Genomic DNA, 19,848 nt, shown 5'->3' on the forward strand with positions numbered 1-19,848 from the left:
ATGCCCTGGCGCAAGCGGTCAAGAGCGGACTCCGTGCGGGCAGAGGCCGGGATTGAAGACAGTTCAGGCGCTGCGCTCGACGAGTGCTCATGGTCAGTTTCAGGAGATCACCGCGAGAACGCGGCGGCGCGATTCTAGTGCCAGCATGATGGGCTGCCGAGGTCGGCCTCGTACACTGCGCGCCATGTTGACCTTTTTCCTGCCCTTGCTTGCCTCTGCGGTGCTGACTCTGCTGGTGCTGAAATCAGCGGGCGTGCATTCGCACCTGTCGACCGACGGAGACCTGTCTGGCCCTCAGAAGTTCCATGCGCGCCCCGTGCCGCGCATTGGCGGCGTGGGCATGTATGCGGCCTTGTGGCTGATGGTGGCCTGGGCCCATTTCCGCGGCGAGGCAGGCATTGCCCGGTTTGGCACGGGCATTCTGCTGTGCGGTGTTCCGGCCTTTGCCTTCGGCCTGATCGAGGATCTGACCAAGCGGGTCAGTCCGCCGGTCCGGTTGCTGGCGACCTCGGTCAGTGCGGCCCTGGGTGTCGCTTTCCTGAGTGCCGCCATCACCCGGACCGACATCCCTGGGCTGGACCTGCTGGTGTCCACCGGCCTGGGGGCGCTGCTCGCCACGATCTTCGCGGTGGCCGGTGTGGCCAATGCCGTCAACATCGTCGATGGCTTCAACGGGCTATCGACCATGTGCGTGAGCCTGATGCTGATGGCCATCGGCTACGTGGCCTATGAGGTCCATGATAGGGAGCTGCTGTTCTGGTCGGTGGCCGGTGTGGGGGCCATCCTCGGCTTCTTCGTCTGGAACTTCCCGGCCGGTCTGATCTTCCTGGGAGACGGCGGCGCCTACTTCCTGGGCTTCTTTCTGGCCGAACTGGGCATCGTGCTGATCTCCCGCTATGAGCAGGTCTCGCCGCTGTTCCCGCTGATGGTCTGCATCTATCCGGTGTTCGAGACGGTGTTCTCCATCTACCGGCGCAAGTTCATCCGCTCCGTGCCGCCCGGGCTGCCGGACGGCATCCACCTGCATTCGCTGATCTACCGCCGGGTGATGCGCTGGGCCTCAGGCCAGACAGATGCACGGCACCTGACGCGCCGCAACTCTATGACCGCTCCCTATCTTTGGGCGCTGTGCACGCTGTCGCTGATCCCCGCGCTGCTGTTCTGGGACTCGAGCCGCATGCTGGCGGCCTGCATCGTGCTGTTCGGCTTCGTCTATGTCGTCATCTACTGGCGCATCGTCCGGTTCAGGACGCCGCGCTGGCTCGCTCCGCATCGCCGCAGGCGCCTGTTTGGGGGGCGCAGCCGACGCCGTTTGACGGCCAGACCGACAAAATAGGCGCCTTGGCGATAATAGAGGGCTATGACCGACACCACCATGACTGCCGAAGCCACTCCTGCGCGCTTCGATACGCTGCCCCTGGACGCCAAGCTGCTGCGCGCCGTGGCCGACCAGGGCTACGCGACGATGACGCCCATCCAGGCCAAGGCCATCCCGGTCGTGCTGGCCGGGCGCGACGTGATGGGTGCCGCCCAGACGGGTACCGGCAAGACGGCCGCCTTCTCCATCCCGCTGCTGCAGCGCATGCTGCGCCATGAGAACGCCAGTGCCTCCCCGGCCCGCCATCCGGTGCGTGCCCTGTGTCTGGCCCCCACTCGCGAGCTGGCCGACCAGGTCGCCAACAACGTCAAAGCCTATGCCAAGCACAGCCAGCTGCGCGTGGCCTGCGTCTTCGGTGGCATCGACATCAAGCCGCAGATGGAAGAACTGCGCCGCGGCGTCGAGGTGCTGATCGCCACGCCGGGTCGCCTGCTGGACCACATCGAGGCCAAGACGGCCGTGCTGAACCAGGTCGAGTACGTGGTGCTGGATGAGGCCGATCGCATGCTGGACATCGGCTTCCTGCCTGACCTGCAGCGCATCCTCAGCTATCTGCCCAAGCAGCGCCAGACCCTGCTGTTCTCGGCCACCTTCTCGCCCGAGATCAAGCGCCTGGCCCAGAGCTATCTGCAGAACCCCGAGCTGATCGAGGTGGCCCGCCCCAATGCCACGGCCTCCACGGTGGAGCAGCGCTTCTACAGCGTCGAGGACGACGACAAGCGCCGCACCATCTGCCAGATCCTGCGCCAGCGCGAGATCAAGCAGGCCATCGTCTTCGTGAACTCCAAGCTGGGTGCCGCCCGCCTGGCTCGCTCCTTCGAGCGCGACGGCCTGCGCACCGCGGCCCTGCATGGCGACAAGTCGCAGGACGAGCGACTGAAGTCCCTGGACGCCTTCAAGCGCGGCGAGGTGGACCTGCTGGTGGCGACCGATGTCGCCGCCCGCGGCCTGGACATCGCCGACCTGCCGGCAGTCTTCAACTTCGATGTGCCCTTCAATGCCGAGGACTACGTCCACCGCATCGGACGCACCGGCCGTGCTGGTGCGTCGGGCATCGCCATCACGCTGGTGACCCGCTCCGACGCCCGCCTGGTCGCCGACATCGAGAAGCTCATCAAGCGTAAGCTGGACCTGGAGCCCTGCGAGCTCGAGGACGACCGCCCCCGCCGCCCGCGCCGGGACTGGGAGGATCGCCGCGAGGGGGGCTCGGCGAGCGCCGCACCGTCGCCGCGCCCCGCGCCCCGGCCCGCGCCCTCGGCACCCCGCGACGCCTTCTTCGAGAAGCCCTACGAGCCCCAGAGCGCCGAGGAGCCGCCCGCCTGGGAGCGGGGCGCGGCAGCGACCCCGGCCAAGGGGCTGAGCAGCTACATCAAGCCCAAGAAAAAGGTGGCGGCACTGTTCGGCGCCAAGCCGGCGGTCGCGTCCAGCGAGTCCTGATCCCGCCGCGCCCGGCAGACAAAAGGCAAAAGGCCCGCAGCAGCGGGCCTTTCTCATGCGTTTGCGATCAGGCCAGCAGGCCGAAGACGGCGGGCACCTTGTCCGGCAGGGCCGGGCGCTTCTTGCGCCATTGCGCCACCGTGCCGCTGCAGCTGAAGCCCTGCGCGAGGGTCAGGCCGCAGCTGAGCGTGAGGCGAGTCTCGGGGCGCAGGCTGGCCAACAGTGCGTCCAACAGGGCCTCATTGCGGTAGGGCGTCTCTATCATTAGCTGGGTCTGCTGGAAGCGCTGCGAGAGCTGCTCCAGCTCCCTCAGGCGCGCCGTGCGGGCCGCGGCCTCCACCGGCAGATACCCCACGAAGGCGAAGCTCTGGCCATTGAGCCCGCTGGCCGCCAGGGCCATCAGCAGGGACGAGGGGCCACTCAGCGGCAGGACCTCGATGCCCGCCTGATGCGCCAGGGCCACGAGTCGCGCGCCCGGGTCGGCCACGGCCGGGAGCCCGGCCTCCGAGATCAGCCCGGTGTCATGGCCGGCCAATGCCGGAGCGAGCAGGGCCTGCCAGGCCGCATCGTCGCCCGCAGCGGGCCTGCCGCCCTTGGGGGCTCGTGGCAGCTCATGGATCTGCAACTCCTGCAGCGGGCGGGCCAGGGGGTGCAGGGCATCGACGCGCTTGAGGAAGGCTCGCGTGGTCTTGGCGTTCTCGGCGGCCCAGTGCTGCAGGCTTGCCGCGCGGCGCAGGACCTCATCGGGGATCACCTGGCGCAGATCCACGGCCTCGCCCTCGATGCCGAAGTCCAGGGTGTTGGGCATCAGGACCAGGCGGCCCTTGCTGGGGGCGGATGCCGTCATGCGGCCACCAGCGGGTTCAGGCCGCCTTCACGCAGCATGCGGGCCACGCGGATCAGGGGCAGGCCGATGAGGGCCGTGGGGTCGTCGGAATCGATGGCGTCCAGCAGGGCGATGCCCAGCCCCTCGGACTTGGCGCTGCCGGCGCAGTCGTAGGGCTGCTCGGTGCGGAGGTAGTGCTCGATCTCGGCATCGCTCAGGTCCCGAAAGCGTACCGAGACGGGGGCCAGGTCTTGCGCCTCGAAGCCGCGGGCCCGGCAAACCACCGCCACCGCCGTCTGGAAGACGATGGTCCTGCCGCGCATCGCGCGCAGCTGTTCAACGGCGCGCTCGTGCGTGCCGGGCTTGCCGACGGGCTGGCCCTCAAGGTCGGCCACCTGGTCGGAGCCGATCACCAGTGCCTGCGGGAAGCGTGCCGCCACCTCGTGGGCCTTGGCCAGGGCCAGGCGGCGTGCCAGTGCTGCCGGGGCTTCGCCGGGCGCGGGTGTTTCATCAACCGCGGGTGCGCAGACCGCGAAAGGCAGGCGCAGTCGCTGCAGCAGCTCGCGACGGTAGCGGGAGGTGGAGCCCAGGATCAGGCGGGCGTCCGCGGCGTCCTGGATAGGGGGCAGGGAGGAGCTCATGGGCCGGATTGTCCCATTGCGGCGGCGGCGTCCACGAGGGGCGCTCGTACACTTGAGCCTATGAAACAGCGTCATTTCGATCCCCTGAAGCTCGACGTCGAGGCCTTCGCCCGCGACGCCGGCGAGTTGCAAGGGGAATGGTCCATGGTCGATCTGCCGCGCCTGGCGGAGTCGGCTTCCGAGGAATCCCCGGCCGCCAGTTGGCCGCCGCTGCGCTGGTCCGTGCGGGGCGAGCGCCTGAGCCCGCGCGCTGCCGAGCCGCAGACCTGGCTGCACCTGGAGGCGGAGGGGGCGGTTTCCCTGGTCTGCCAGCGCTGCCTGCAGCCCTATGCCCAGCCCGTGGCCGTGCAGCGCAGCCTGCGCTTCGTGCGCGACGAGGACCTGGCCGCCCAGCTGGACGCCGACAGCGACGAAGACGTCCTGGCCATGAGCCGCTCCCTGGATCTGCGCGAGCTGATCGAGGACGAGTTGCTGCTGGAGTTGCCCCTGGTGCCGCGTCACGAGGAATGCCCGCAGCCCCTGGTTCATGCCGACGAGGACCTGCCCGAGCCCGCCCAGGACGAAAAGCCCCATCCCTTCGCCGCGCTGGCGGTGCTCAAGGGCAAGGGCCGCCCGCAGTAAGGGTGGCTCAGCGCGGCATCGGCTTGAGGGCCGGGCGCCTGCGGGGGTCCGGAGTCTTGTTGATACGTGTTTTGTAGTGATGGCATTCTCAAGGGCCCCAAGCCGTGCTAGAATCGCAGGCTTTCCCCGCTTTGCTCTTCAGTGATCCAGTTTCATTTCTGGTGATGTGGGCGGCAAAGGACGGGATGCCGAGGCGTCGGTAGCGGGTACACGCACGATTCACGCGGTGGCGGCTTTTCGGGCAATGTCCGGATGCAGGTCAGCGATTCGTGCTGGTGAGTGCCTGGACCCGCCGAGCAAGCCTCAAATCACCGAAGCCCCAGGAGAATTCACCATGGCCGTTCAGCAAAACAAGAAGTCGCCTTCCAAGCGTGGTATGCACCGTTCGCACAATGCCCTGACCAATCCGGGCACTGCCGTCGAGCCCACCACCGGTGAAGTGCATCTGCGTCACCACATCAGCCCCAACGGCTTCTATCGTGGTCGCAAGGTCCTGAAGACCAAGGCAGACGCCTGATTGAACTGCAGGGCACCTGCTGTGGTGCCTCAGTCAATGACAGTCTGTGAAAAGCCCGGCTCGCTGCTTGACGCGTTGCCGGGCTTTTGTGCTTGAGCTCTTGCAATGAGGGGCTCGCTACAGGGTGTGTCCGCTTGCCCGCTCTGCGGGGCTCGCGTAAGGTGCGCGGCTTGCGCAAGCAATGCCGACCGCGCGGTCGGCGATGCGCCCAGTTCCGGTCCGAATCCTGATGTCCTCTCCTGAATCGAACGCGCCCATGTCCGCGGCTCCCGGCCTGATCCGCCTGGCAGTGGACTGCATGGGCGGGGACCATGGCCCCAGCATCACGCTGCCGGCCTGCCGTGCTTTCCTGGCGGCCCACCCGGAGGCCGGCCTGCTGCTCGTGGGTCAGCCCGAGGCCCTGAAGGAGGCGCGATCCTGGCCGCGCTGCGAGATCGTGCCGGCCAGCGAAGTCGTCACCATGGACGATCCCGTCGAGGTGGCCCTGCGGCGCAAGAAGGACTCCTCCATGCGCGTGGCCATCCAGCAGCTCAAGGCGGCGGAGGGCGAGCAGCCGCGTGCCCATGCTTGTGTTTCGGCCGGCAACACCGGTGCCCTGATGGCGGTCTCGCGCTACCTGCTCAAGACGCTGGAGGGCATCGACCGTCCGGCTATCGCCAGCGTCATGCCTAACCAGACCGGCGGCTTCACCACCATGCTGGATCTGGGCGCCAATGTGGACTGCAGCGCCGAGCACCTGCTGCAATTCGCCGTGATGGGCAGCGCCCTGGTCAGCGCGGTGGAAGGCAAGGCTGAGCCTCGCGTGGGGTTGCTGAACATCGGCGAGGAGATGATCAAGGGCAACGAGACCATCAAGCGCGCCGGCGAACTGCTGCGCGCCGCCGACGCCGCCGGCCAGATCAACTTCCATGGCAACGTGGAAGGCAATGACATCTTCAAGGCCACCGCCGACGTGGTGGTCTGCGACGGCTTCGTGGGCAACGTGGCCCTGAAGACGGCCGAAGGCCTCGCTTCCATGATCTCGACCTTCATCCGCATCGAGTTCAGCCGCAACCTGCTGACCAAGCTGGTGGCCCTGCTGGCCCTGCCTATCCTGCAGCGCTTCAAGAGCCGGGTGGACCACCGCCGGCTCAATGGCGCGGCTCTGCTGGGGCTCAAGGGCCTGGTCTTCAAGAGCCACGGTTCGGCCGACGCTGTCGCTTTCGAGACAGCGTTGAACAGGGCGTATGATGCCGCCCGCAACCGGCTGCTCGACCGGGTTCACGACCGCATCATCGCCACGCTGCAGGCCATGCCCGCCACCGCGGACGCCAGCCTGCCGGGTGAGTCAGGTGGTGCAGGAGACAAGGCGGCCTCGGCCGTCCATGCTGCATGACTACAAGTTCCTCTCTGACTGCGCCGCGCTACTCCCGCATCCTGGGAACCGGAAGCTACCTCCCCGAACAACGCCTGACCAACGCCGAACTGGCCGCCCAGTTGGCCCGTGATGGCGTCGAGACCTCCGACGAATGGATCGTCGAGCGCACTGGCATCCGCGCCCGCCACTTCGCGGCACCGGACCAGACCTCCAGCGACCTGGCCCTGCCCGCCGCCCGCGCGGCGTTGCAGGCGGCCGGTGTGGCAGCCGAGGAGATCGACCTCATCATCGTCGCCACGTCCACGCCGGACATGGTTTTCCCCTCCACCGCCTGTCTGCTGCAGCAGAAGCTGGGCGTCGCCGGCTGCGCCGCCTTCGACGTGCAGGCGGTGTGCTCGGGCTTCGTCTACGGCCTGACCGTGGCCGATGCCATGATCAAGAGCGGCGCTGCCAGCAAGGCCCTGGTGATCGGCGCTGAGACCTTTTCGCGCATCCTCGATTTCAAGGATCGCACCACCTGCGTGCTGTTCGGTGACGGCGCGGGCGCCGTGGTGCTGGGTGCCAGCGAGACCCCGGGCATCCTGGCCAGCCAGCTGCATGCCGACGGCCGCCACGTGGACATCCTCTGCACGCCGGGTACCGTGTCGGGCGGCCAGGTGCTGGGCCACCCGTTGCTGAAGATGGACGGCCAGGCCGTGTTCAAGCTGGCCGTGGGTGTGCTGGAGAAGGTGGCTCGTGCCGTGCTCGAGAAGGCCGGCAGGACCGACGCCGACATCGACTGGCTGATCCCCCACCAGGCCAATATCCGCATCATGCAGGGGACTGCCAAGAAACTGAAACTGCCGCTTGAGAAACTGGTGGTGACGGTGGATCAGCATGGCAATACCTCGGCCGCATCGATCCCGCTGGCCTTGGATGTCGCAGTCCGTTCGGGCCAGATCAAGAAGGGCGAGACCGTCATGCTGGAAGGCGTGGGCGGCGGTTTCACCTGGGGTGCGGTCCTGCTGGACCTCTGATCCCCAGCTCCACTGCATAAGAAAGAGACGAGACGATGAGCGCGAGCTTTGCATTCGTGTTTCCCGGCCAGGGTTCTCAGACCGTGGGCATGCTGGACGCCTGGGGCGATCACCCCGAGGTGCGCCGCACCCTGGAAGAGGCCTCCGCCGCCCTGGGCGAGGACCTGGGCGCCCTGATCAAGAACGGTCCCAAGGACCAACTTGACCTGACCACCAACACCCAGCCCGTGATGCTGACCGCCGGTATCGCCTGCTACCGCGCTTGGCTGGCCGAGACCGGCCTGAAGCCCGCCGTGGCCGCCGGCCATTCCCTGGGAGAGTACACCGCCCTGGTTGCCGCCGAGGCCTTGAGCCTGGCCGAGGCTTTGCCCCTGGTGCGCTTCCGTGCCCAGGCCATGCAGGAGGCCGTGCCGGTGGGCGTGGGCGCCATGGCGGCCATCCTGGGCCTGGACGCAGCCGCCGTGCGCGAGGGCTGTGCCGCTGCGGCCCAGGCCGTGGGCGAGGCCGTGGAAGCGGTCAACTTCAACGACCCCAAGCAGACCGTCATCGCCGGCACCAAGGCCGGCGTGGACAAGGCCTGCGAAGTGCTCAAGGCCGCGGGCGCCAAGCGCGCGCTGCCCCTGGCCGTCTCGGCACCCTTTCATTCCAGCCTGATGAAGCCGGCCGCCGATCGCCTGCGCGAGCGCCTGGCTGCGGTGGACTTCAAGGCCATGACCATCCCCGTCATCAACAACATCGACGTGGGCATCAGTGCTGATGCTGACGCCCTGCGCGATGCCTTGTACCGTCAGGCCTTTGGCCCGGTGCGCTGGGTGGAGATTGTGCAGGCCATGAAGGCGCGCGGCATCAGCCATGTGATCGAATGCGGTCCGGGCAAGGTGCTGGCCGGCCTGGCCAAGCGCGTTGATGCTGAGATCCAGAGTGCCACGGTGCTCGACCCGGCCAGCCTGGCCGAGGCGCGGACCCTGCTGGGCTGAACAGAACAAAACCCACGAGACACACCATCATGAGCGACACCATCAAGGGCCAGGTGGCCCTGGTCACCGGCGCCAGCCGCGGCATCGGCCGCGCCATCGCCCAGGCCCTGGCCGAGAAGGGCTACACCGTCATCGGCACGGCCACCAGCGAATCCGGCGCGGCTGGCATCAGCGAGGCCCTGGCACCCCTGGGCGGCCGAGGCGTCGTCCTGAACGTCAATGACGCCGCTGCCTGCGATGCAGCGGTCGATGACATCGTCAAGACGAATGGCGGCCTCCATGTGCTGGTCAACAACGCCGGCATCACCCGCGATACCCTCGCCATGCGCATGAAGGACGAGGACTGGGACGCGGTGATGGACACCAACCTCAAGGCCGTGTTCCGCATGAGCCGCGCGGTGATGCGCACCATGATGAAAGCGCGCTTCGGCCGCATCGTGAACATCACCTCGGTGGTGGGCGCCTCGGGCAATCCGGGCCAGGCCAACTATGCTGCTGCCAAGGCGGGCGTGGCTGGCATGACCCGCTCCCTGGCGCGCGAACTGGGCAGCCGCGGCATTACCGTGAACTGCGTGGCCCCCGGCTTCATCGCCACCGACATGACCGAAGTCCTGCCCGAGGCCCAGAAGGCCGCGCTGCTGGGCCAGATCCCTGCCGGTCGCCTGGGTGAACCCCGGGAGATCGCCCACGCCGTCGCTTTCCTGGCGTCGCCCGAGGCCGCGTACATCACTGGCACCGAGCTGCACGTCAACGGCGGCATGTTCATGAACTGAGTTAGACCCCTTTGTGGTTGCGGGCCTGCGGGCCTGCGGCCCACCGGATTCCCCCGGCCGGTGAAGGATCTTCTGAGTGCCCGGACACGCTCGTTCGGGACCCCGCTAGGGGTGTCACTCTAGAAGCCTTAGAATCCCGGGTTGTTCCTTTGCAAACCCCTCTTGGAGGAGTCATGAGCGATATCGAAGCACGTGTCAAGAAAATCATCGCCGAGCAACTCGGCGTGCCCGAAGCCGATGTGAGCAACGAGAAGGCCTTTGTCGCCGATCTGGGCGCTGATTCTCTGGACACCGTGGAACTGGTGATGGCACTCGAAGACGAGTTCGGCATCGAGATCCCCGACGAAGAAGCCGAGAAGATCACCACCGTCCAACTGGCGATCGACTACGCTGTCAAGAACCAGAAGGCCTAAGGGCCACGGGGCCTCGCGCCCTCTGGACCACGGGGCCTTCGTGCCCCGCGGTATGTCTTCAAAGAATCTGCTGATCGCATGAGCCGTCGTCGCGTTGTCGTCACCGGTCTCGGTCTGATCAGCCCCGTGGGCAACACGGTGGCTGAGGGCTGGGCCAACATCCTGGCTGGTCAATCCGGCATTGATCGCATCACCCGTTTCGATGCCAGCAACTTTGCCTGCCAGTTCGCGGGGGAGGTCAAGGGCTTTGAGGTTGGCGACTACATGTCGACCAAAGAAGCGCGGACCATGGACCGCTTCATCCACTTCGGCCTGGCTGCGTCCATCCAGGCGGTGCGGGATGCCGGCCTTGCGACCAACGATCAGCTGACTGAAGAGCAGGCCGAGCGCATCGGTGTGCTCGTGGGCTCGGGCATTGGCGGTCTGCCGATGATCGAGGAAACCCATGCCGAGCTGACGGCGCGCGGACCGCGCCGCATCTCTCCCTTCTTCGTGCCCGCCTCGATCATCAACATGATCTCGGGCCACGTCTCCATCAAATACGGTTTCCAGGGGCCGAACCTCGGGATCGTGACCGCCTGCACCACCGGCCTGCACAGCATTGGCGAGGCCGGCCGTCTGATCGAGTACGGCGATGCCGACGTCATGATCGCTGGCGGTGCCGAGTCCACCGTCTCGCCCCTGGGCGTGGGTGGTTTCGCCGCAGCCCGTGCGCTGTCTACCCGTAACGACGACCCCAAGACAGCGTCCCGCCCCTGGGACAAGGACCGCGACGGCTTTGTGCTGGGCGAGGGGGCTGGCGTGCTGGTGCTCGAAGAGTACGAGCATGCCAAAAAGCGCGGCGCCAAGATCTACTGCGAGCTGGCCGGCTTCGGTATGGGTGCCGATGCTTATCACATGACCGCCCCGAACGTGGACGGCCCCAAGCGCTCCATGCGCGCGGCCCTGCGCAATGCCGGCATCAATCCGGACCAGGTGCAGTACATGAACGCGCACGGCACCTCGACACCGCTGGGCGACGTCAACGAGACCAATGCCACCAAGCTGGCCTTTGGCGATCATGCCAAACAGCTGGTCATCTCCTCGACCAAGTCCATGACCGGCCACCTGCTGGGCGGCGCGGGCGGCATCGAGTCGGTGTTCACCGTGCTGGCCGTGCACAACCAGGTCGCGCCCCCGACCATCAACATCTTCAACCAGGACCCCGAGTGCGACCTGGACTACTGTGCCAATGTGGCCCGTGAAATGAAGATCGAGTACGCCGCCAAGAACAACTTCGGCTTCGGCGGCACCAACGGCACGCTGATCTTCAAGCGCGCCTGAGCCCGGCGCGGCGTCACGAGGTCGTGATGTCCCGCCGTCTGCCCAAGCGTCAACGCGAGGCGCCCGCCCTCCAGCTGGAGGTACGGGTGCCTTTTTCCTGGCGCCTGTGCTTTGTGCTGCTGTGGGCCCTGGCCCTGTGCTCGGCAGGGGCGGCGGCTTCGGCCCAGGCCGCTGACAAGCTGGGGCCTGGAGCCTCGACCGCCTGCCAACTGATGACCCTCCTGCTCCTGCCCCTGGTCTGTTGGCTGGCCTGGCGGCATCGGGCGCGCGAGGTCTGGCAGCTGCTGTGGGACGGCCAGCAATGGGCCTTGCGAGCTGGTGATGCTCGCGGCGCGGCGCTGCAGGATGCAGTCCTGCAGGCCGTCACGATCCAGGTGTCGCTGGACTTCGGTGACTTTCTGCTGCTGGGTTGCCGCCCGGCCGGAGGGGCAAGAGGGGCCACGGTCTACCTGCCGCTGTCAAAGGCTCAGCATCCTGGCCTCTGGCGCCCCTTGCGATGGGCACTGTTCTCGGCGCGAGGATTGCGGCCTGACGCGGCCTGACGCGGCCTGAGCCCGTTCATGCCCGCTTGCCACCAAGCACGCCCTCACAGGAGTCGGCCGGGGTCAGCGGGTGCGGCGGCCGGACTGCCACTGCAAGCAGCCCTCCCGGGTGCCCATGACCTTGGGCGCTGTCGGGGCGCTCATGCTTTGATACACGTCTGCCGAGCAAAGTTAGTCGGTGAGCGTCCATGCGCCGAGCGGAGCTGGCGCAGCCATTGCACAATGACAGCGGCCCGGGCATGCGCCCCATGGGCCGGAACCCGAGCCGAATCCATCTATGAACAAAGCATCCTCGCAACAAGGTGCCGCGCGCCGGCCTGTGTCTCGCTGGCCCCATGGCTTGAGCGCCCTGGCCCTGGGCCTGGGGCTGAGCCTGTCCCTGGCGCCCGCAGCGAGCCCGGCCCAGGCGCGGGAGCTGCCGGACTTCACCGAGCTCGTCGAGCGCGTCGGCCCGGCCGTGGTCAATATCAAGACGTCGGAGAAAGCCAAGCCCGCCGAGAACCCCGCCATGGACGAGCAGATGCAGGAGTTCCTGCGTCGATTCGGCATCCCGGTGCCGCGCCGCGGTGCGCCCCGCAACGGTGATGAGGACGCCCCCACGCGGCGCGGCCTGGGCTCTGGCTTCATCCTCAGCGCCGACGGCTTCGTGATGACCAACGCCCATGTGGTGGACGGTGCCGACGAGGTGCTGGTCACCTTGACGGACAAGCGCGAGTTCAAGGCCAAGGTCATCGGCCTGGACAAGCGTACCGACGTCGCCGTGGTGAAGATCGAGGCCGCCGGCCTGCCGCAGGTGAAGATCGGTGACAGCGGCCGGCTCAAGGTCGGCGAATGGGTGATGGCCATCGGCTCGCCCTTCGGTTTTGACAACAGCGTGACCGCGGGCATCGTCAGTGCCAAGCAGCGCGATACCGGCGACTTCCTCACCTTCATCCAGACCGATGTGGCCATCAACCCGGGCAACTCCGGCGGCCCGCTGCTCAACATGCGCGGCGAGGTGGTGGGCATCAACTCCCAGATCTACAGCCAGTCCGGCGGCTTCATGGGCATCTCCTTCGCAATTCCCATCGACGAGGCCATCCGCGTGTCCGAGCAGCTGCGCGCGGGCGGGCGGGTGCAGCGCGGGCGCATCGGCGTGGGCATCGTGGACCTCTCCAAGGAGGTGGCCGAGGCCATTGGCCTGGGCAAGCCGGCTGGCGCCTTGGTGCAGCGCGTGGAGAGCGGCTCGCCGGCAGAGAAGGCGGGCATCGAAGGCGGTGACGTCATCACCAAGGTCGAGGGCAAAGCCATCCAGAGCGCGGCCGAACTGCGGCGCTCCATCGCAGCCATCAAGCCGGGCAGCAAGGCCACGGTGCAGGTCTTCCGCCGCGGCGCGACCAAGGACCTGACCCTGACCGTGGCCGAGCTGGAAACCGATAAGCCCGCCAAGAGTGCGGAGCCCGAGAGCAAGCCGGCACCGGGCGCGGCCGCGGCGCTGGGCCTGGGCCTCGCCGAGATCAGCGAAGCGCAGCGCAAGGAGCTGAAGCTGCGCGGTGGCGTGCTGGTCGAGAGCGCGGAAGGGCCGGCGGCTCGCGCCGGCCTGCGCGAGGGCGACATCATTCTGTCGGTGGACAACGTCGAGGTGGCCAGCGTCAAGCAGCTGCAGGCCCAACTGGCCAAACTGGAGAAGGCCAAGCTGATCAACCTGCTGGTGCGCCGCGGCGATGCGGTGAGCTTCGTGCTCGTCAAGCCGGGCGCCCGCTGATCCGGCGGCAGCTGGGGGCGGCGGCAAACCTGGCATTCGGCTGGGTCTTTTCATCAGATGAAAAGACCTGCAGGGAAGGCGGGGGCAGGTACCCTGTGAAAACGAGGTTTGCACTCGCTCACTTAAGCGGTCCAGGCGGGGATTGCGGTGCTTGTAGGATAGAATGGGCGTCATCTAACGTTTGTTTGAGCGTGCTGTCCGCATGAGTGGCGAGGTCAGCCAAGCTGTCCCCAGGATGCTCACAGGAGCCTGTTGATAACTTGTGCATAAAAATCCTTGTTGGCGGGTCGCAACGGCCGGAAAGCCAATGACGGTGCGGTTTCCAGGCGGGCGCTCGGCTACAATGGAAGCCCAACAAGCAGTTGCCATACGTTTTTGTTGGAAGGCGCGTCACCGTTTCGACGTGCCTTTTTTTTATGTCCGGCACGGCCTCCGAAGAGGCCTTCACATCGCTGCGTGACATGAGCCCCTCAAGCCACGGCCTCGGTCGTGGCAACCGGTAAGTGACGCACGACAGAGCATGAATCACATCCGCAATTTCTCCATCATCGCCCACATCGACCACGGCAAGAGCACGCTGGCAGACCGCATCATCCAGCGTTGCGGGGGCCTGTCGGACCGCGAGATGGAGGCGCAGGTCCTAGACTCGATGGACATCGAGCGCGAGCGTGGCATCACCATCAAGGCGCAGACTGCGGCTCTGCAGTACAAGGCGCGCGACGGTCAGGTCTACAACCTCAACCTCATCGACACCCCGGGGCATGTGGACTTCTCCTACGAGGTGAGTCGCTCGCTGTCTGCCTGCGAGGGCGCGCTGCTGGTGGTCGATGCCTCGCAGGGCGTGGAGGCCCAGACTGTGGCCAACTGCTACACCGCGCTGGAGCTGGGTGTGGAGGTGGTGCCGGTACTCAACAAGATGGACCTGCCGCAGGCTGATCCCGAGCGCGCCAAGGCAGAGATCGAGGACGTGATCGGCATCGATGCCACCGATGGCATCCCCTGCTCGGCCAAGACCGGCATGGGCATTGACGACATCCTGGAGGCTGTGATCACCCGCATGCCGCCGCCCAAGGGCATCGTGCAAGCCCCGCTGCGCGCCATGATCATCGACTCCTGGTTCGACAACTACGTCGGCGTGGTGATGCTGGTTCGTGTGGTGGATGGCACGCTCAAGAAGGGCGAGCGCATCCGCATGATGGCCACCAACGCCGTCTATCCGGCCGACCAACTGGGCGTGTTTACGCCCAAGAGCGAGTCGCGCGAGCAGCTCAATGCGGGCGAGGTGGGTTTCATCATCGCCGGCATCAAGGAGCTGGCTGCTGCCAAGGTGGGCGACACTATCACGCTGGAGAAGAAGCTGCCCAACAACCTGGGCCCTGCCGACGAAGCCCTGCCGGGCTTCAAGGAGATTCAGCCGCAGGTGTTTGCGGGCCTCTACCCGACGGAAGCCAGCGAGTACGACCAGCTGCGCGACGCCCTCGAGAAGCTCAAGCTCAACGACGCCTCGCTGCGCTTTGAGCCCGAGGTCTCGCAGGCGCTGGGCTTTGGCTTCCGCTGCGGCTTCCTGGGTCTGCTGCACATGGAGATCGTGCAGGAGCGCCTGGAGCGCGAGTTCGATCAGGACCTGATCACCACGGCCCCGAGCGTGGTCTACGAGGTGCAGTTGGGTGACGGGACCGTCATCGAGGTCGAGAATCCCTCCAAGATGCCCGAGGTTGGCAAGATCCAGGAGATCCGTGAGCCCATCGTGACCGTGCACCTGTACATGCCGCAGGAATATGTGGGGCCGGTGATGACCCTGGCCAACGTGAAGCGCGGCGTGCAGATCAACATGGCCTACCACGGCCGCCAGGTCATGCTGACCTATGAGATTCCGCTGGCCGAGATCGTGCTGGACTTCTTCGACAAGCTGAAGTCGGTGTCGCGCGGCTACGCGTCCATGGACTACGAGTTCAAGGAGTACCGCGCCTCCGACGTGGTCAAGGTGGACATGCTGATCAACAGCGACCGCATCGACGCGCTCTCGCTGATCGTGCACCGCAGCCAGAGCCAGTACCGCGGCCGCCAGGTCTGCGCCAAGATGCGTGAGATCATCCCGCGCCAGATGTATGACGTGTCGCTGCAGGCGGCCATTGGCGCCAAGATCATCGCCCGCGAAGACATCAAGGCCCTGCGCAAGAACGTGCTGGCAAAATGCTACGGCGGTGACATCACCCGCAAGCGCAAGCTGCTGGAAAAGCAGAAGGCGGGCAAGAAGCGCATGAAGCAGATCGGTAGTGTGGAGGTGCCGCAAGAGGCCTTCCTGGCCATCCTCCAAGTCGAAGACTGAATCACATCTACATGAGTGCACTGACCGGGATTCTGTTCGCGGCCCTGATCGTCTATGGCGGCGGTTGGTACGCAGGGCAATGGACGGGCAATTTTGCCCTGCTGCTGCTGATCCTCACCTCGGTGACCGGCCTGTACTGGCTCGCCGAGCGTTTCCATTTTCGCCCGGTCCGGGAAAAGGCCGCCGCGGACCTGGAAACCGCCGACCTCAAGCGTCGCGAGGCCCTGGCGGCCCAGGGCATCGCCCGCGTGGACGGTGACATCGTCTCGGCCAAGGAGGAGGTGCTGCGCCAGCCCTGGTGGCTGGACTGGACCGCCGGCCTGTTCCCGGTGATCCTCATCGTCTTTGTGCTGCGGTCCTTCCTGTTCGAGCCCTTCAAGATCCCCTCGGGCTCCATGGTGCCGACGCTGCTGGTGGGTGACCTCATCCTGGTCAACAAGTTCCATTACGGCATCCGACTGCCGGTGATCAACAAGAAGATCATCAGCAACCACGAGGTGCAGCGCGGCGACGTCATGGTCTTCCGCTACCCCGAAGACCCGCGCATGGACTTCATCAAGCGCGTGGTGGGCCTGCCGGGTGACGAGATCAGCTACCGCAACCAGCATCTCTACCTCAACGGCAAGCTGGTGGACGTGAAGCCGGTGGACGCCTACTACGACGAAGACAGCATGCAGATGCGCAACCGCTTCGAGGAGAAGCTGGGGGAGAAGCCGCACAAGCTGCTGGTCGATATGAACCGCCAGCAGTTCTTCCACCCCGACCGCAAGGACGGCCCCTTCCCCTTCCAGGACCACTGCACCTATAACGCTGAGGGCTTGACTTGCAAGGTGCCGGCGGGACACTACTTTATGCTGGGGGACAACCGGGACAACTCCCGCGACTCGCGATTCTGGGGTTTCGTGCCAGACGAGAACATCGTCGGCAGGGCCTTTGCAGTCTGGATGAACTTCAGCAATCCCAAACGCATTGGATTCTTTGACTGAGCCGTCCGTGGATACTGCGGGGCTTTCTGTTCAGCGAGGAGAGGCAATGAGGCGTGCGCACCGTCATCAGTCCGGCATCAGCTTGATGGGTCTGCTGTTCTGGGCCGTGATCCTGTCCTTTACGGGCCTGGTCGCCGCCCGCACCATCCCGACCGTGATGGAGTTCTATACGATCCAGCATGCGGTGGACAAGATCGCCCGCGGCAACCCGGCCACCGTGCCTGTGGCACGGGCCGAGTTCGAGCGCGTCAAGCAGGTCGAGTACTCCATCACCAGCATTGGCGCTGAAGACCTGGTGATCACCAAGGAAGACGACCGTGTCCGCATCAGCTTTGCCTACGACAAGCAGGTGGAGCTGTTCGGCCCGGTGTCCCTGCTGATCAAGTACGAGGGTCGGTCTCACTGAGACACGGTTGCCAGCGTCATGAGCCATCCCATGGATGCCCTGCAGTCGCGGCTGGGCTACCAATTCAAGGACAGCGGCCTGCTGCAGCGGGCCGTGACCCATCGCAGCTTCGGCGCCGACCACAACGAGCGCCTTGAATTCCTCGGTGACGCGGTCCTGAGCCTGGCCGTCTCCAGCCTGCTCTACGAGCGCTATGCCGGCTCCGACGAGGGCGACCTCACCCGCATCCGCGCCCATCTGGTGCGCGAGGAAAGCCTGCACAAGCTGGCCCTGGGCCTGGACCTGCCCCAGGTGCTGCGCATGAGCGAGGGAGAGGCCCGGGGCGGCGGCGCGCAGCGCGCCTCCATCCTGGCCGACGCCACCGAGGCCATCATCGGCGCGGCTTTCGTGGACGGGGGCTATCCGGCCGCCCGCGAAATCGTGCGCCGCCTGCTGGGCGAGCTGATCAACACCTCGGCCAGCGATACCTGGGCCAAGGATGCCAAGACGGCGCTGCAGGAATGGCTGCAGGCGCGTCGCCTGGCGGTGCCCGCCTACCGCATCATCGAGACTCGCGGCCAGGCGCACAACCAGACCTTCGAGGTCGAGTGCGCCGTGCCCGCCCTGGGCCTGGCCAAGCAGGGCGAGGGCCGTTCGCGACGCGCCGCCGAACAAGATGCCGCCAAGCGTATGCTTGCGGAACTGGTGGCGCGCGACAAGCCCGGGTCCGCGCTGTCCTCCTGAGGAGCGAGGGCATCCCAGTGCCGCCGTTCCCTGCCATGCCTCGCGGCATGGACCTTCTTTCGATCACCCTGCGCCACGATCTGGCGCCATCCACCTGCGCCACCGACCGGGCGCACCAGAGGTCACTGACATGAACGACACCGCGCCTGAGTCCGGGCTGCCGCAACGCTGCGGCCTCATCGCCATCGTGGGCCGGCCCAATGTGGGCAAGTCCACCTTGCTGAATGCCCTCGTGGGCCAGAAGGTCAGCATCACCTCGGACAAGGCCCAGACCACGCGCCACCGCATCACCGGCGTGCGCACCCTGGAGGAGGCGCAGTTCGTGTTCGTGGACACGCCCGGCTTCCAGACCAAGCACAACGCCGCCCTGAACCGCAATCTGAACCGCACGGTGCATGGCGTGCTGGGTGATGTGGATCTGGTGCTCTTCGTGGTCGAGGCCGGCCGTTTCGGCCTGGACGATGCCAAGGTGCTGGCCCTGCTGCCCGAGAACAAGCCCGTGGTGTTGATCGCCAACAAGCTGGACGCCGTGCACCGTCGCGCCGAGCTGGCGCCCTGGCTCAAGAGCATGGCCGAGCGCCGCAATTTCGCCGAGTTCGTGCCCTTGTCGGCCCGCAAGGAAGCCGACGTCACGCGCCTGTTCAAGATCCTCAAGCCCTACCTCCCCGAACAGGGCTGGTTCTATGACGAGGACGCGCTGACCGACCGCTCCGAGCGCTTCCTGGCCACCGAGATCATCCGCGAGAAGCTCTTCCGCCTGACCGGTGACGAACTGCCCTACACCTCCACCGTCGTGATCGACAAATGGGAAGACGAGGGCGAACTGCGCCGCATCTCGGCCTCCATCGTCGTGGAGCGCGATGCGCACAAGGGCATGATCATCGGCCAGGGGGGGGAGCGCCTGAAGCGCATCGGCTCCGAGGCCCGCCAGGAGCTGGAGCACTTGATGGACGGCCGCGTCTTCCTGGAACTGTGGGTCAAGGTCCGCTCCGGCTGGGCGGACAACGAAGAGCACCTGCGCACCTATGGCTACGAGTGAGTGGCCGCAGCGGCCCTGAATGGTCACCCGCGCCCCTCGACTGCCCAGCACGCAGCCGGCCTTCGTGCTGCACCACTACGACTGGAGCGAGACCAGTCTCATCCTCGACCTCTTCACCCGAGAGCAGGGCCGCCTTGCCGTGGTCGCCAAGGGGGCGAAGCGGCCATATTCGCAGCTGCGATCGGTGCTGCTGCCTTTCCAGCGCCTGCAGGTGGGCCTCAGCAAGCCCTCGCGCGACGAGCGCAGCGAGGCCGAGGTCCAGACCCTGCGCAGCGCCGAATGGTCCGGCGGCCACACCCTGCCCAGCGGTGCGGCCCTGTTCGCCGGCTACTACCTCAACGAACTGCTGCTGAAGCTGCTGGCCCGGCAGGACCCCCATCCCCGCCTCTTCGATGCCTACGCGGCCACACTCCCGCTGCTGCGCGAGGACGAGGACCAGCGCAGCCAGACCGCCTTGCGCGCCTTCGAGCTGCGCCTGCTGGCTGACCTGGGCCTGCTGCCCGACCTCAGCGTGGTCAGCCAGACCCAGCGTCCGCTGGAGCCAGAGCGGTTCTACATGCTGAGCCCCGAGATGGGTGTCTGCTCCCTGAGCCATGAAGCGCCTGCCTTCGGCGCGATGCAGCTGGTGCAACTCCAGGCCGCCTTGCTGCATGGTTCGCAGGCCGCCCTGCAGCAGGCCTGCGCCGACTGCCTGCCTTCGCTCAGGGCCAGCCTGCGCGGCCTGCTTCACTATCATTTGGGCCACAAGCCGCTGCGCACGCGCACGGTCATGCTGGATCTGCAAAAACTGCTGGACTGAT

General features: G+C 66.5%; 20 protein-coding genes. 18 read left to right on the forward strand and 2 right to left on the reverse strand.

What is annotated here, in order from left to right:
* Positions 1 to 184: 184 nt before the first annotated feature.
* Both H5407_RS03285 and H5407_RS03290 read left to right on the forward strand, forming a co-directional pair.
* Positions 185 to 1,336: a glycosyltransferase gene (locus H5407_RS03285; RefSeq protein WP_183103002.1), complete on the forward strand. Its 1,152-nt coding sequence runs from the start codon at positions 185 to 187 to the stop codon at positions 1,334 to 1,336.
* 24 nt (positions 1,337 to 1,360) lie between these two features.
* Positions 1,361 to 2,815: a DEAD/DEAH box helicase gene (locus H5407_RS03290; RefSeq protein ID WP_183103003.1), complete on the forward strand. Its 1,455-nt coding sequence runs from the start codon at positions 1,361 to 1,363 to the stop codon at positions 2,813 to 2,815.
* Between the two features lie 67 nt (positions 2,816 to 2,882).
* Here the strand turns inward: H5407_RS03290 and H5407_RS03295 are convergent, their stop codons facing one another.
* Positions 2,883 to 3,662 carry an SAM-dependent methyltransferase gene (locus tag H5407_RS03295; protein WP_183103004.1) on the reverse strand — a complete coding sequence of 260 codons (780 nt, stop codon included), beginning with the start codon at positions 3,660 to 3,662 and terminating at the stop codon, positions 2,883 to 2,885.
* Positions 3,659 to 4,282: a Maf family nucleotide pyrophosphatase gene (locus H5407_RS03300; RefSeq protein ID WP_183103005.1), complete on the reverse strand. Its 624-nt coding sequence runs from the start codon at positions 4,280 to 4,282 to the stop codon at positions 3,659 to 3,661. Before H5407_RS03300 ends, H5407_RS03295 begins: the two co-directional genes overlap by 4 nt.
* A gap of 60 nt (positions 4,283 to 4,342) precedes the next feature.
* Here H5407_RS03300 and H5407_RS03305 point away from each other — a divergent pair, with 60 nt between their 5' ends.
* The 16 genes from H5407_RS03305 to recO all read left to right on the forward strand — a co-directional run bounded on the left by H5407_RS03305 (position 4,343) and on the right by recO (position 19,847).
* The gene (locus H5407_RS03305; RefSeq protein ID WP_183103006.1) at positions 4,343 to 4,903 is read left to right on the forward strand and encodes a DUF177 domain-containing protein; all 561 of its coding nucleotides are present in this window, start codon (positions 4,343 to 4,345) and stop codon (positions 4,901 to 4,903) included.
* Between the two features lie 334 nt (positions 4,904 to 5,237).
* Positions 5,238 to 5,420, forward strand: coding sequence for a 50S ribosomal protein L32 (rpmF, locus tag H5407_RS03310; protein ID WP_183103007.1), 183 nt, complete (start codon positions 5,238 to 5,240; stop codon positions 5,418 to 5,420).
* 256 nt (positions 5,421 to 5,676) lie between these two features.
* Entirely contained in the window at positions 5,677 to 6,795 is a 1,119-nt protein-coding gene (gene plsX / locus H5407_RS03315) for a phosphate acyltransferase PlsX (RefSeq protein WP_255501046.1), read from the forward strand.
* Complete coding sequence (locus H5407_RS03320) at positions 6,792 to 7,793, forward strand: beta-ketoacyl-ACP synthase III (protein ID WP_183103009.1); 1,002 nt, start codon at positions 6,792 to 6,794, stop codon at positions 7,791 to 7,793. The genes plsX and H5407_RS03320 overlap by 4 nt, the downstream gene beginning before the upstream one ends.
* 35 nt (positions 7,794 to 7,828) lie before the next feature.
* Positions 7,829 to 8,770: an ACP S-malonyltransferase gene (gene fabD / locus H5407_RS03325; protein WP_183103010.1), complete on the forward strand. Its 942-nt coding sequence runs from the start codon at positions 7,829 to 7,831 to the stop codon at positions 8,768 to 8,770.
* A gap of 29 nt (positions 8,771 to 8,799) precedes the next feature.
* On the forward strand, positions 8,800 to 9,543 hold the full coding sequence (gene fabG / locus H5407_RS03330) for a 3-oxoacyl-ACP reductase FabG (protein ID WP_183103011.1): 744 nt from the start codon (positions 8,800 to 8,802) through the stop codon (positions 9,541 to 9,543).
* Between the two features lie 173 nt (positions 9,544 to 9,716).
* Complete coding sequence (gene acpP, locus H5407_RS03335; protein ID WP_183103012.1) at positions 9,717 to 9,956, forward strand: acyl carrier protein; 240 nt, start codon at positions 9,717 to 9,719, stop codon at positions 9,954 to 9,956.
* A 78-nt stretch (positions 9,957 to 10,034) separates the two neighbouring features.
* Positions 10,035 to 11,279 (forward strand): beta-ketoacyl-ACP synthase II, encoded by a 1,245-nt coding sequence (gene fabF, locus H5407_RS03340; RefSeq protein WP_183103013.1) that lies wholly within the window; start codon positions 10,035 to 10,037, stop codon positions 11,277 to 11,279.
* Between the two features lie 26 nt (positions 11,280 to 11,305).
* Complete coding sequence (locus H5407_RS03345; protein ID WP_183103014.1) at positions 11,306 to 11,821, forward strand: hypothetical protein; 516 nt, start codon at positions 11,306 to 11,308, stop codon at positions 11,819 to 11,821.
* A 277-nt stretch (positions 11,822 to 12,098) separates the two neighbouring features.
* Positions 12,099 to 13,565, forward strand: coding sequence for a DegQ family serine endoprotease (locus H5407_RS03350; protein ID WP_183103015.1), 1,467 nt, complete (start codon positions 12,099 to 12,101; stop codon positions 13,563 to 13,565).
* Positions 13,566 to 14,085: 520 nt separating this feature from the next.
* Positions 14,086 to 15,894: a translation elongation factor 4 gene (lepA, locus tag H5407_RS03355; RefSeq protein WP_183103016.1), complete on the forward strand. Its 1,809-nt coding sequence runs from the start codon at positions 14,086 to 14,088 to the stop codon at positions 15,892 to 15,894.
* Between the two features lie 11 nt (positions 15,895 to 15,905).
* Complete coding sequence (gene lepB, locus H5407_RS03360) at positions 15,906 to 16,880, forward strand: signal peptidase I (protein ID WP_183103017.1); 975 nt, start codon at positions 15,906 to 15,908, stop codon at positions 16,878 to 16,880.
* A gap of 46 nt (positions 16,881 to 16,926) precedes the next feature.
* Positions 16,927 to 17,286, forward strand: a complete 360-nt coding sequence (locus H5407_RS03365) for a DUF4845 domain-containing protein (protein ID WP_183103018.1) — start codon at positions 16,927 to 16,929, stop codon at positions 17,284 to 17,286.
* 30 nt (positions 17,287 to 17,316) lie between these two features.
* Positions 17,317 to 18,009, forward strand: coding sequence for a ribonuclease III (rnc, locus tag H5407_RS03370; protein WP_255501047.1), 693 nt, complete (start codon positions 17,317 to 17,319; stop codon positions 18,007 to 18,009).
* Positions 18,010 to 18,139: 130 nt separating this feature from the next.
* Positions 18,140 to 19,048 (forward strand): GTPase Era, encoded by a 909-nt coding sequence (gene era / locus H5407_RS03375; protein ID WP_183103020.1) that lies wholly within the window; start codon positions 18,140 to 18,142, stop codon positions 19,046 to 19,048.
* Between the two features lie 19 nt (positions 19,049 to 19,067).
* The gene (recO, locus tag H5407_RS03380; protein WP_183103021.1) at positions 19,068 to 19,847 is read left to right on the forward strand and encodes a DNA repair protein RecO; all 780 of its coding nucleotides are present in this window, start codon (positions 19,068 to 19,070) and stop codon (positions 19,845 to 19,847) included.
* Position 19,848: the final 1 nt, after the last annotated feature.

Source organism: Mitsuaria sp. WAJ17, assembly GCF_014174515.1.
GTDB lineage: Bacteria > Pseudomonadota > Gammaproteobacteria > Burkholderiales > Burkholderiaceae_C > Roseateles_B.

What these genes read in the sequence shown, in the direction of transcription:
- H5407_RS03285 (WP_183103002.1), top strand. Translation starts at nt 185, where the DNA reads ATGTTGACCTTTTTCCTGCCCTTGCTTGCCTCTGCGGTGCTGACTCTG.
- H5407_RS03290 (WP_183103003.1), top strand. Translation starts at nt 1,361, where the DNA reads ATGACCGACACCACCATGACTGCCGAAGCCACTCCTGCGCGCTTCGAT.
- H5407_RS03295 (WP_183103004.1), bottom strand. Translation starts at nt 3,662, where the DNA reads ATGACGGCATCCGCCCCCAGCAAGGGCCGCCTGGTCCTGATGCCCAAC.
- H5407_RS03300 (WP_183103005.1), bottom strand. Translation starts at nt 4,282, where the DNA reads ATGAGCTCCTCCCTGCCCCCTATCCAGGACGCCGCGGACGCCCGCCTG.
- H5407_RS03305 (WP_183103006.1), top strand. Translation starts at nt 4,343, where the DNA reads ATGAAACAGCGTCATTTCGATCCCCTGAAGCTCGACGTCGAGGCCTTC.
- rpmF (WP_183103007.1), top strand. Translation starts at nt 5,238, where the DNA reads ATGGCCGTTCAGCAAAACAAGAAGTCGCCTTCCAAGCGTGGTATGCAC.
- plsX (WP_255501046.1), top strand. Translation starts at nt 5,677, where the DNA reads ATGTCCGCGGCTCCCGGCCTGATCCGCCTGGCAGTGGACTGCATGGGC.
- H5407_RS03320 (WP_183103009.1), top strand. Translation starts at nt 6,792, where the DNA reads ATGACTACAAGTTCCTCTCTGACTGCGCCGCGCTACTCCCGCATCCTG.
- fabD (WP_183103010.1), top strand. Translation starts at nt 7,829, where the DNA reads ATGAGCGCGAGCTTTGCATTCGTGTTTCCCGGCCAGGGTTCTCAGACC.
- fabG (WP_183103011.1), top strand. Translation starts at nt 8,800, where the DNA reads ATGAGCGACACCATCAAGGGCCAGGTGGCCCTGGTCACCGGCGCCAGC.
- acpP (WP_183103012.1), top strand. Translation starts at nt 9,717, where the DNA reads ATGAGCGATATCGAAGCACGTGTCAAGAAAATCATCGCCGAGCAACTC.
- fabF (WP_183103013.1), top strand. Translation starts at nt 10,035, where the DNA reads ATGAGCCGTCGTCGCGTTGTCGTCACCGGTCTCGGTCTGATCAGCCCC.
- H5407_RS03345 (WP_183103014.1), top strand. Translation starts at nt 11,306, where the DNA reads ATGTCCCGCCGTCTGCCCAAGCGTCAACGCGAGGCGCCCGCCCTCCAG.
- H5407_RS03350 (WP_183103015.1), top strand. Translation starts at nt 12,099, where the DNA reads ATGAACAAAGCATCCTCGCAACAAGGTGCCGCGCGCCGGCCTGTGTCT.
- lepA (WP_183103016.1), top strand. Translation starts at nt 14,086, where the DNA reads ATGAATCACATCCGCAATTTCTCCATCATCGCCCACATCGACCACGGC.
- lepB (WP_183103017.1), top strand. Translation starts at nt 15,906, where the DNA reads ATGAGTGCACTGACCGGGATTCTGTTCGCGGCCCTGATCGTCTATGGC.
- H5407_RS03365 (WP_183103018.1), top strand. Translation starts at nt 16,927, where the DNA reads ATGAGGCGTGCGCACCGTCATCAGTCCGGCATCAGCTTGATGGGTCTG.
- rnc (WP_255501047.1), top strand. Translation starts at nt 17,317, where the DNA reads ATGGATGCCCTGCAGTCGCGGCTGGGCTACCAATTCAAGGACAGCGGC.
- era (WP_183103020.1), top strand. Translation starts at nt 18,140, where the DNA reads ATGAACGACACCGCGCCTGAGTCCGGGCTGCCGCAACGCTGCGGCCTC.
- recO (WP_183103021.1), top strand. Translation starts at nt 19,068, where the DNA reads ATGGTCACCCGCGCCCCTCGACTGCCCAGCACGCAGCCGGCCTTCGTG.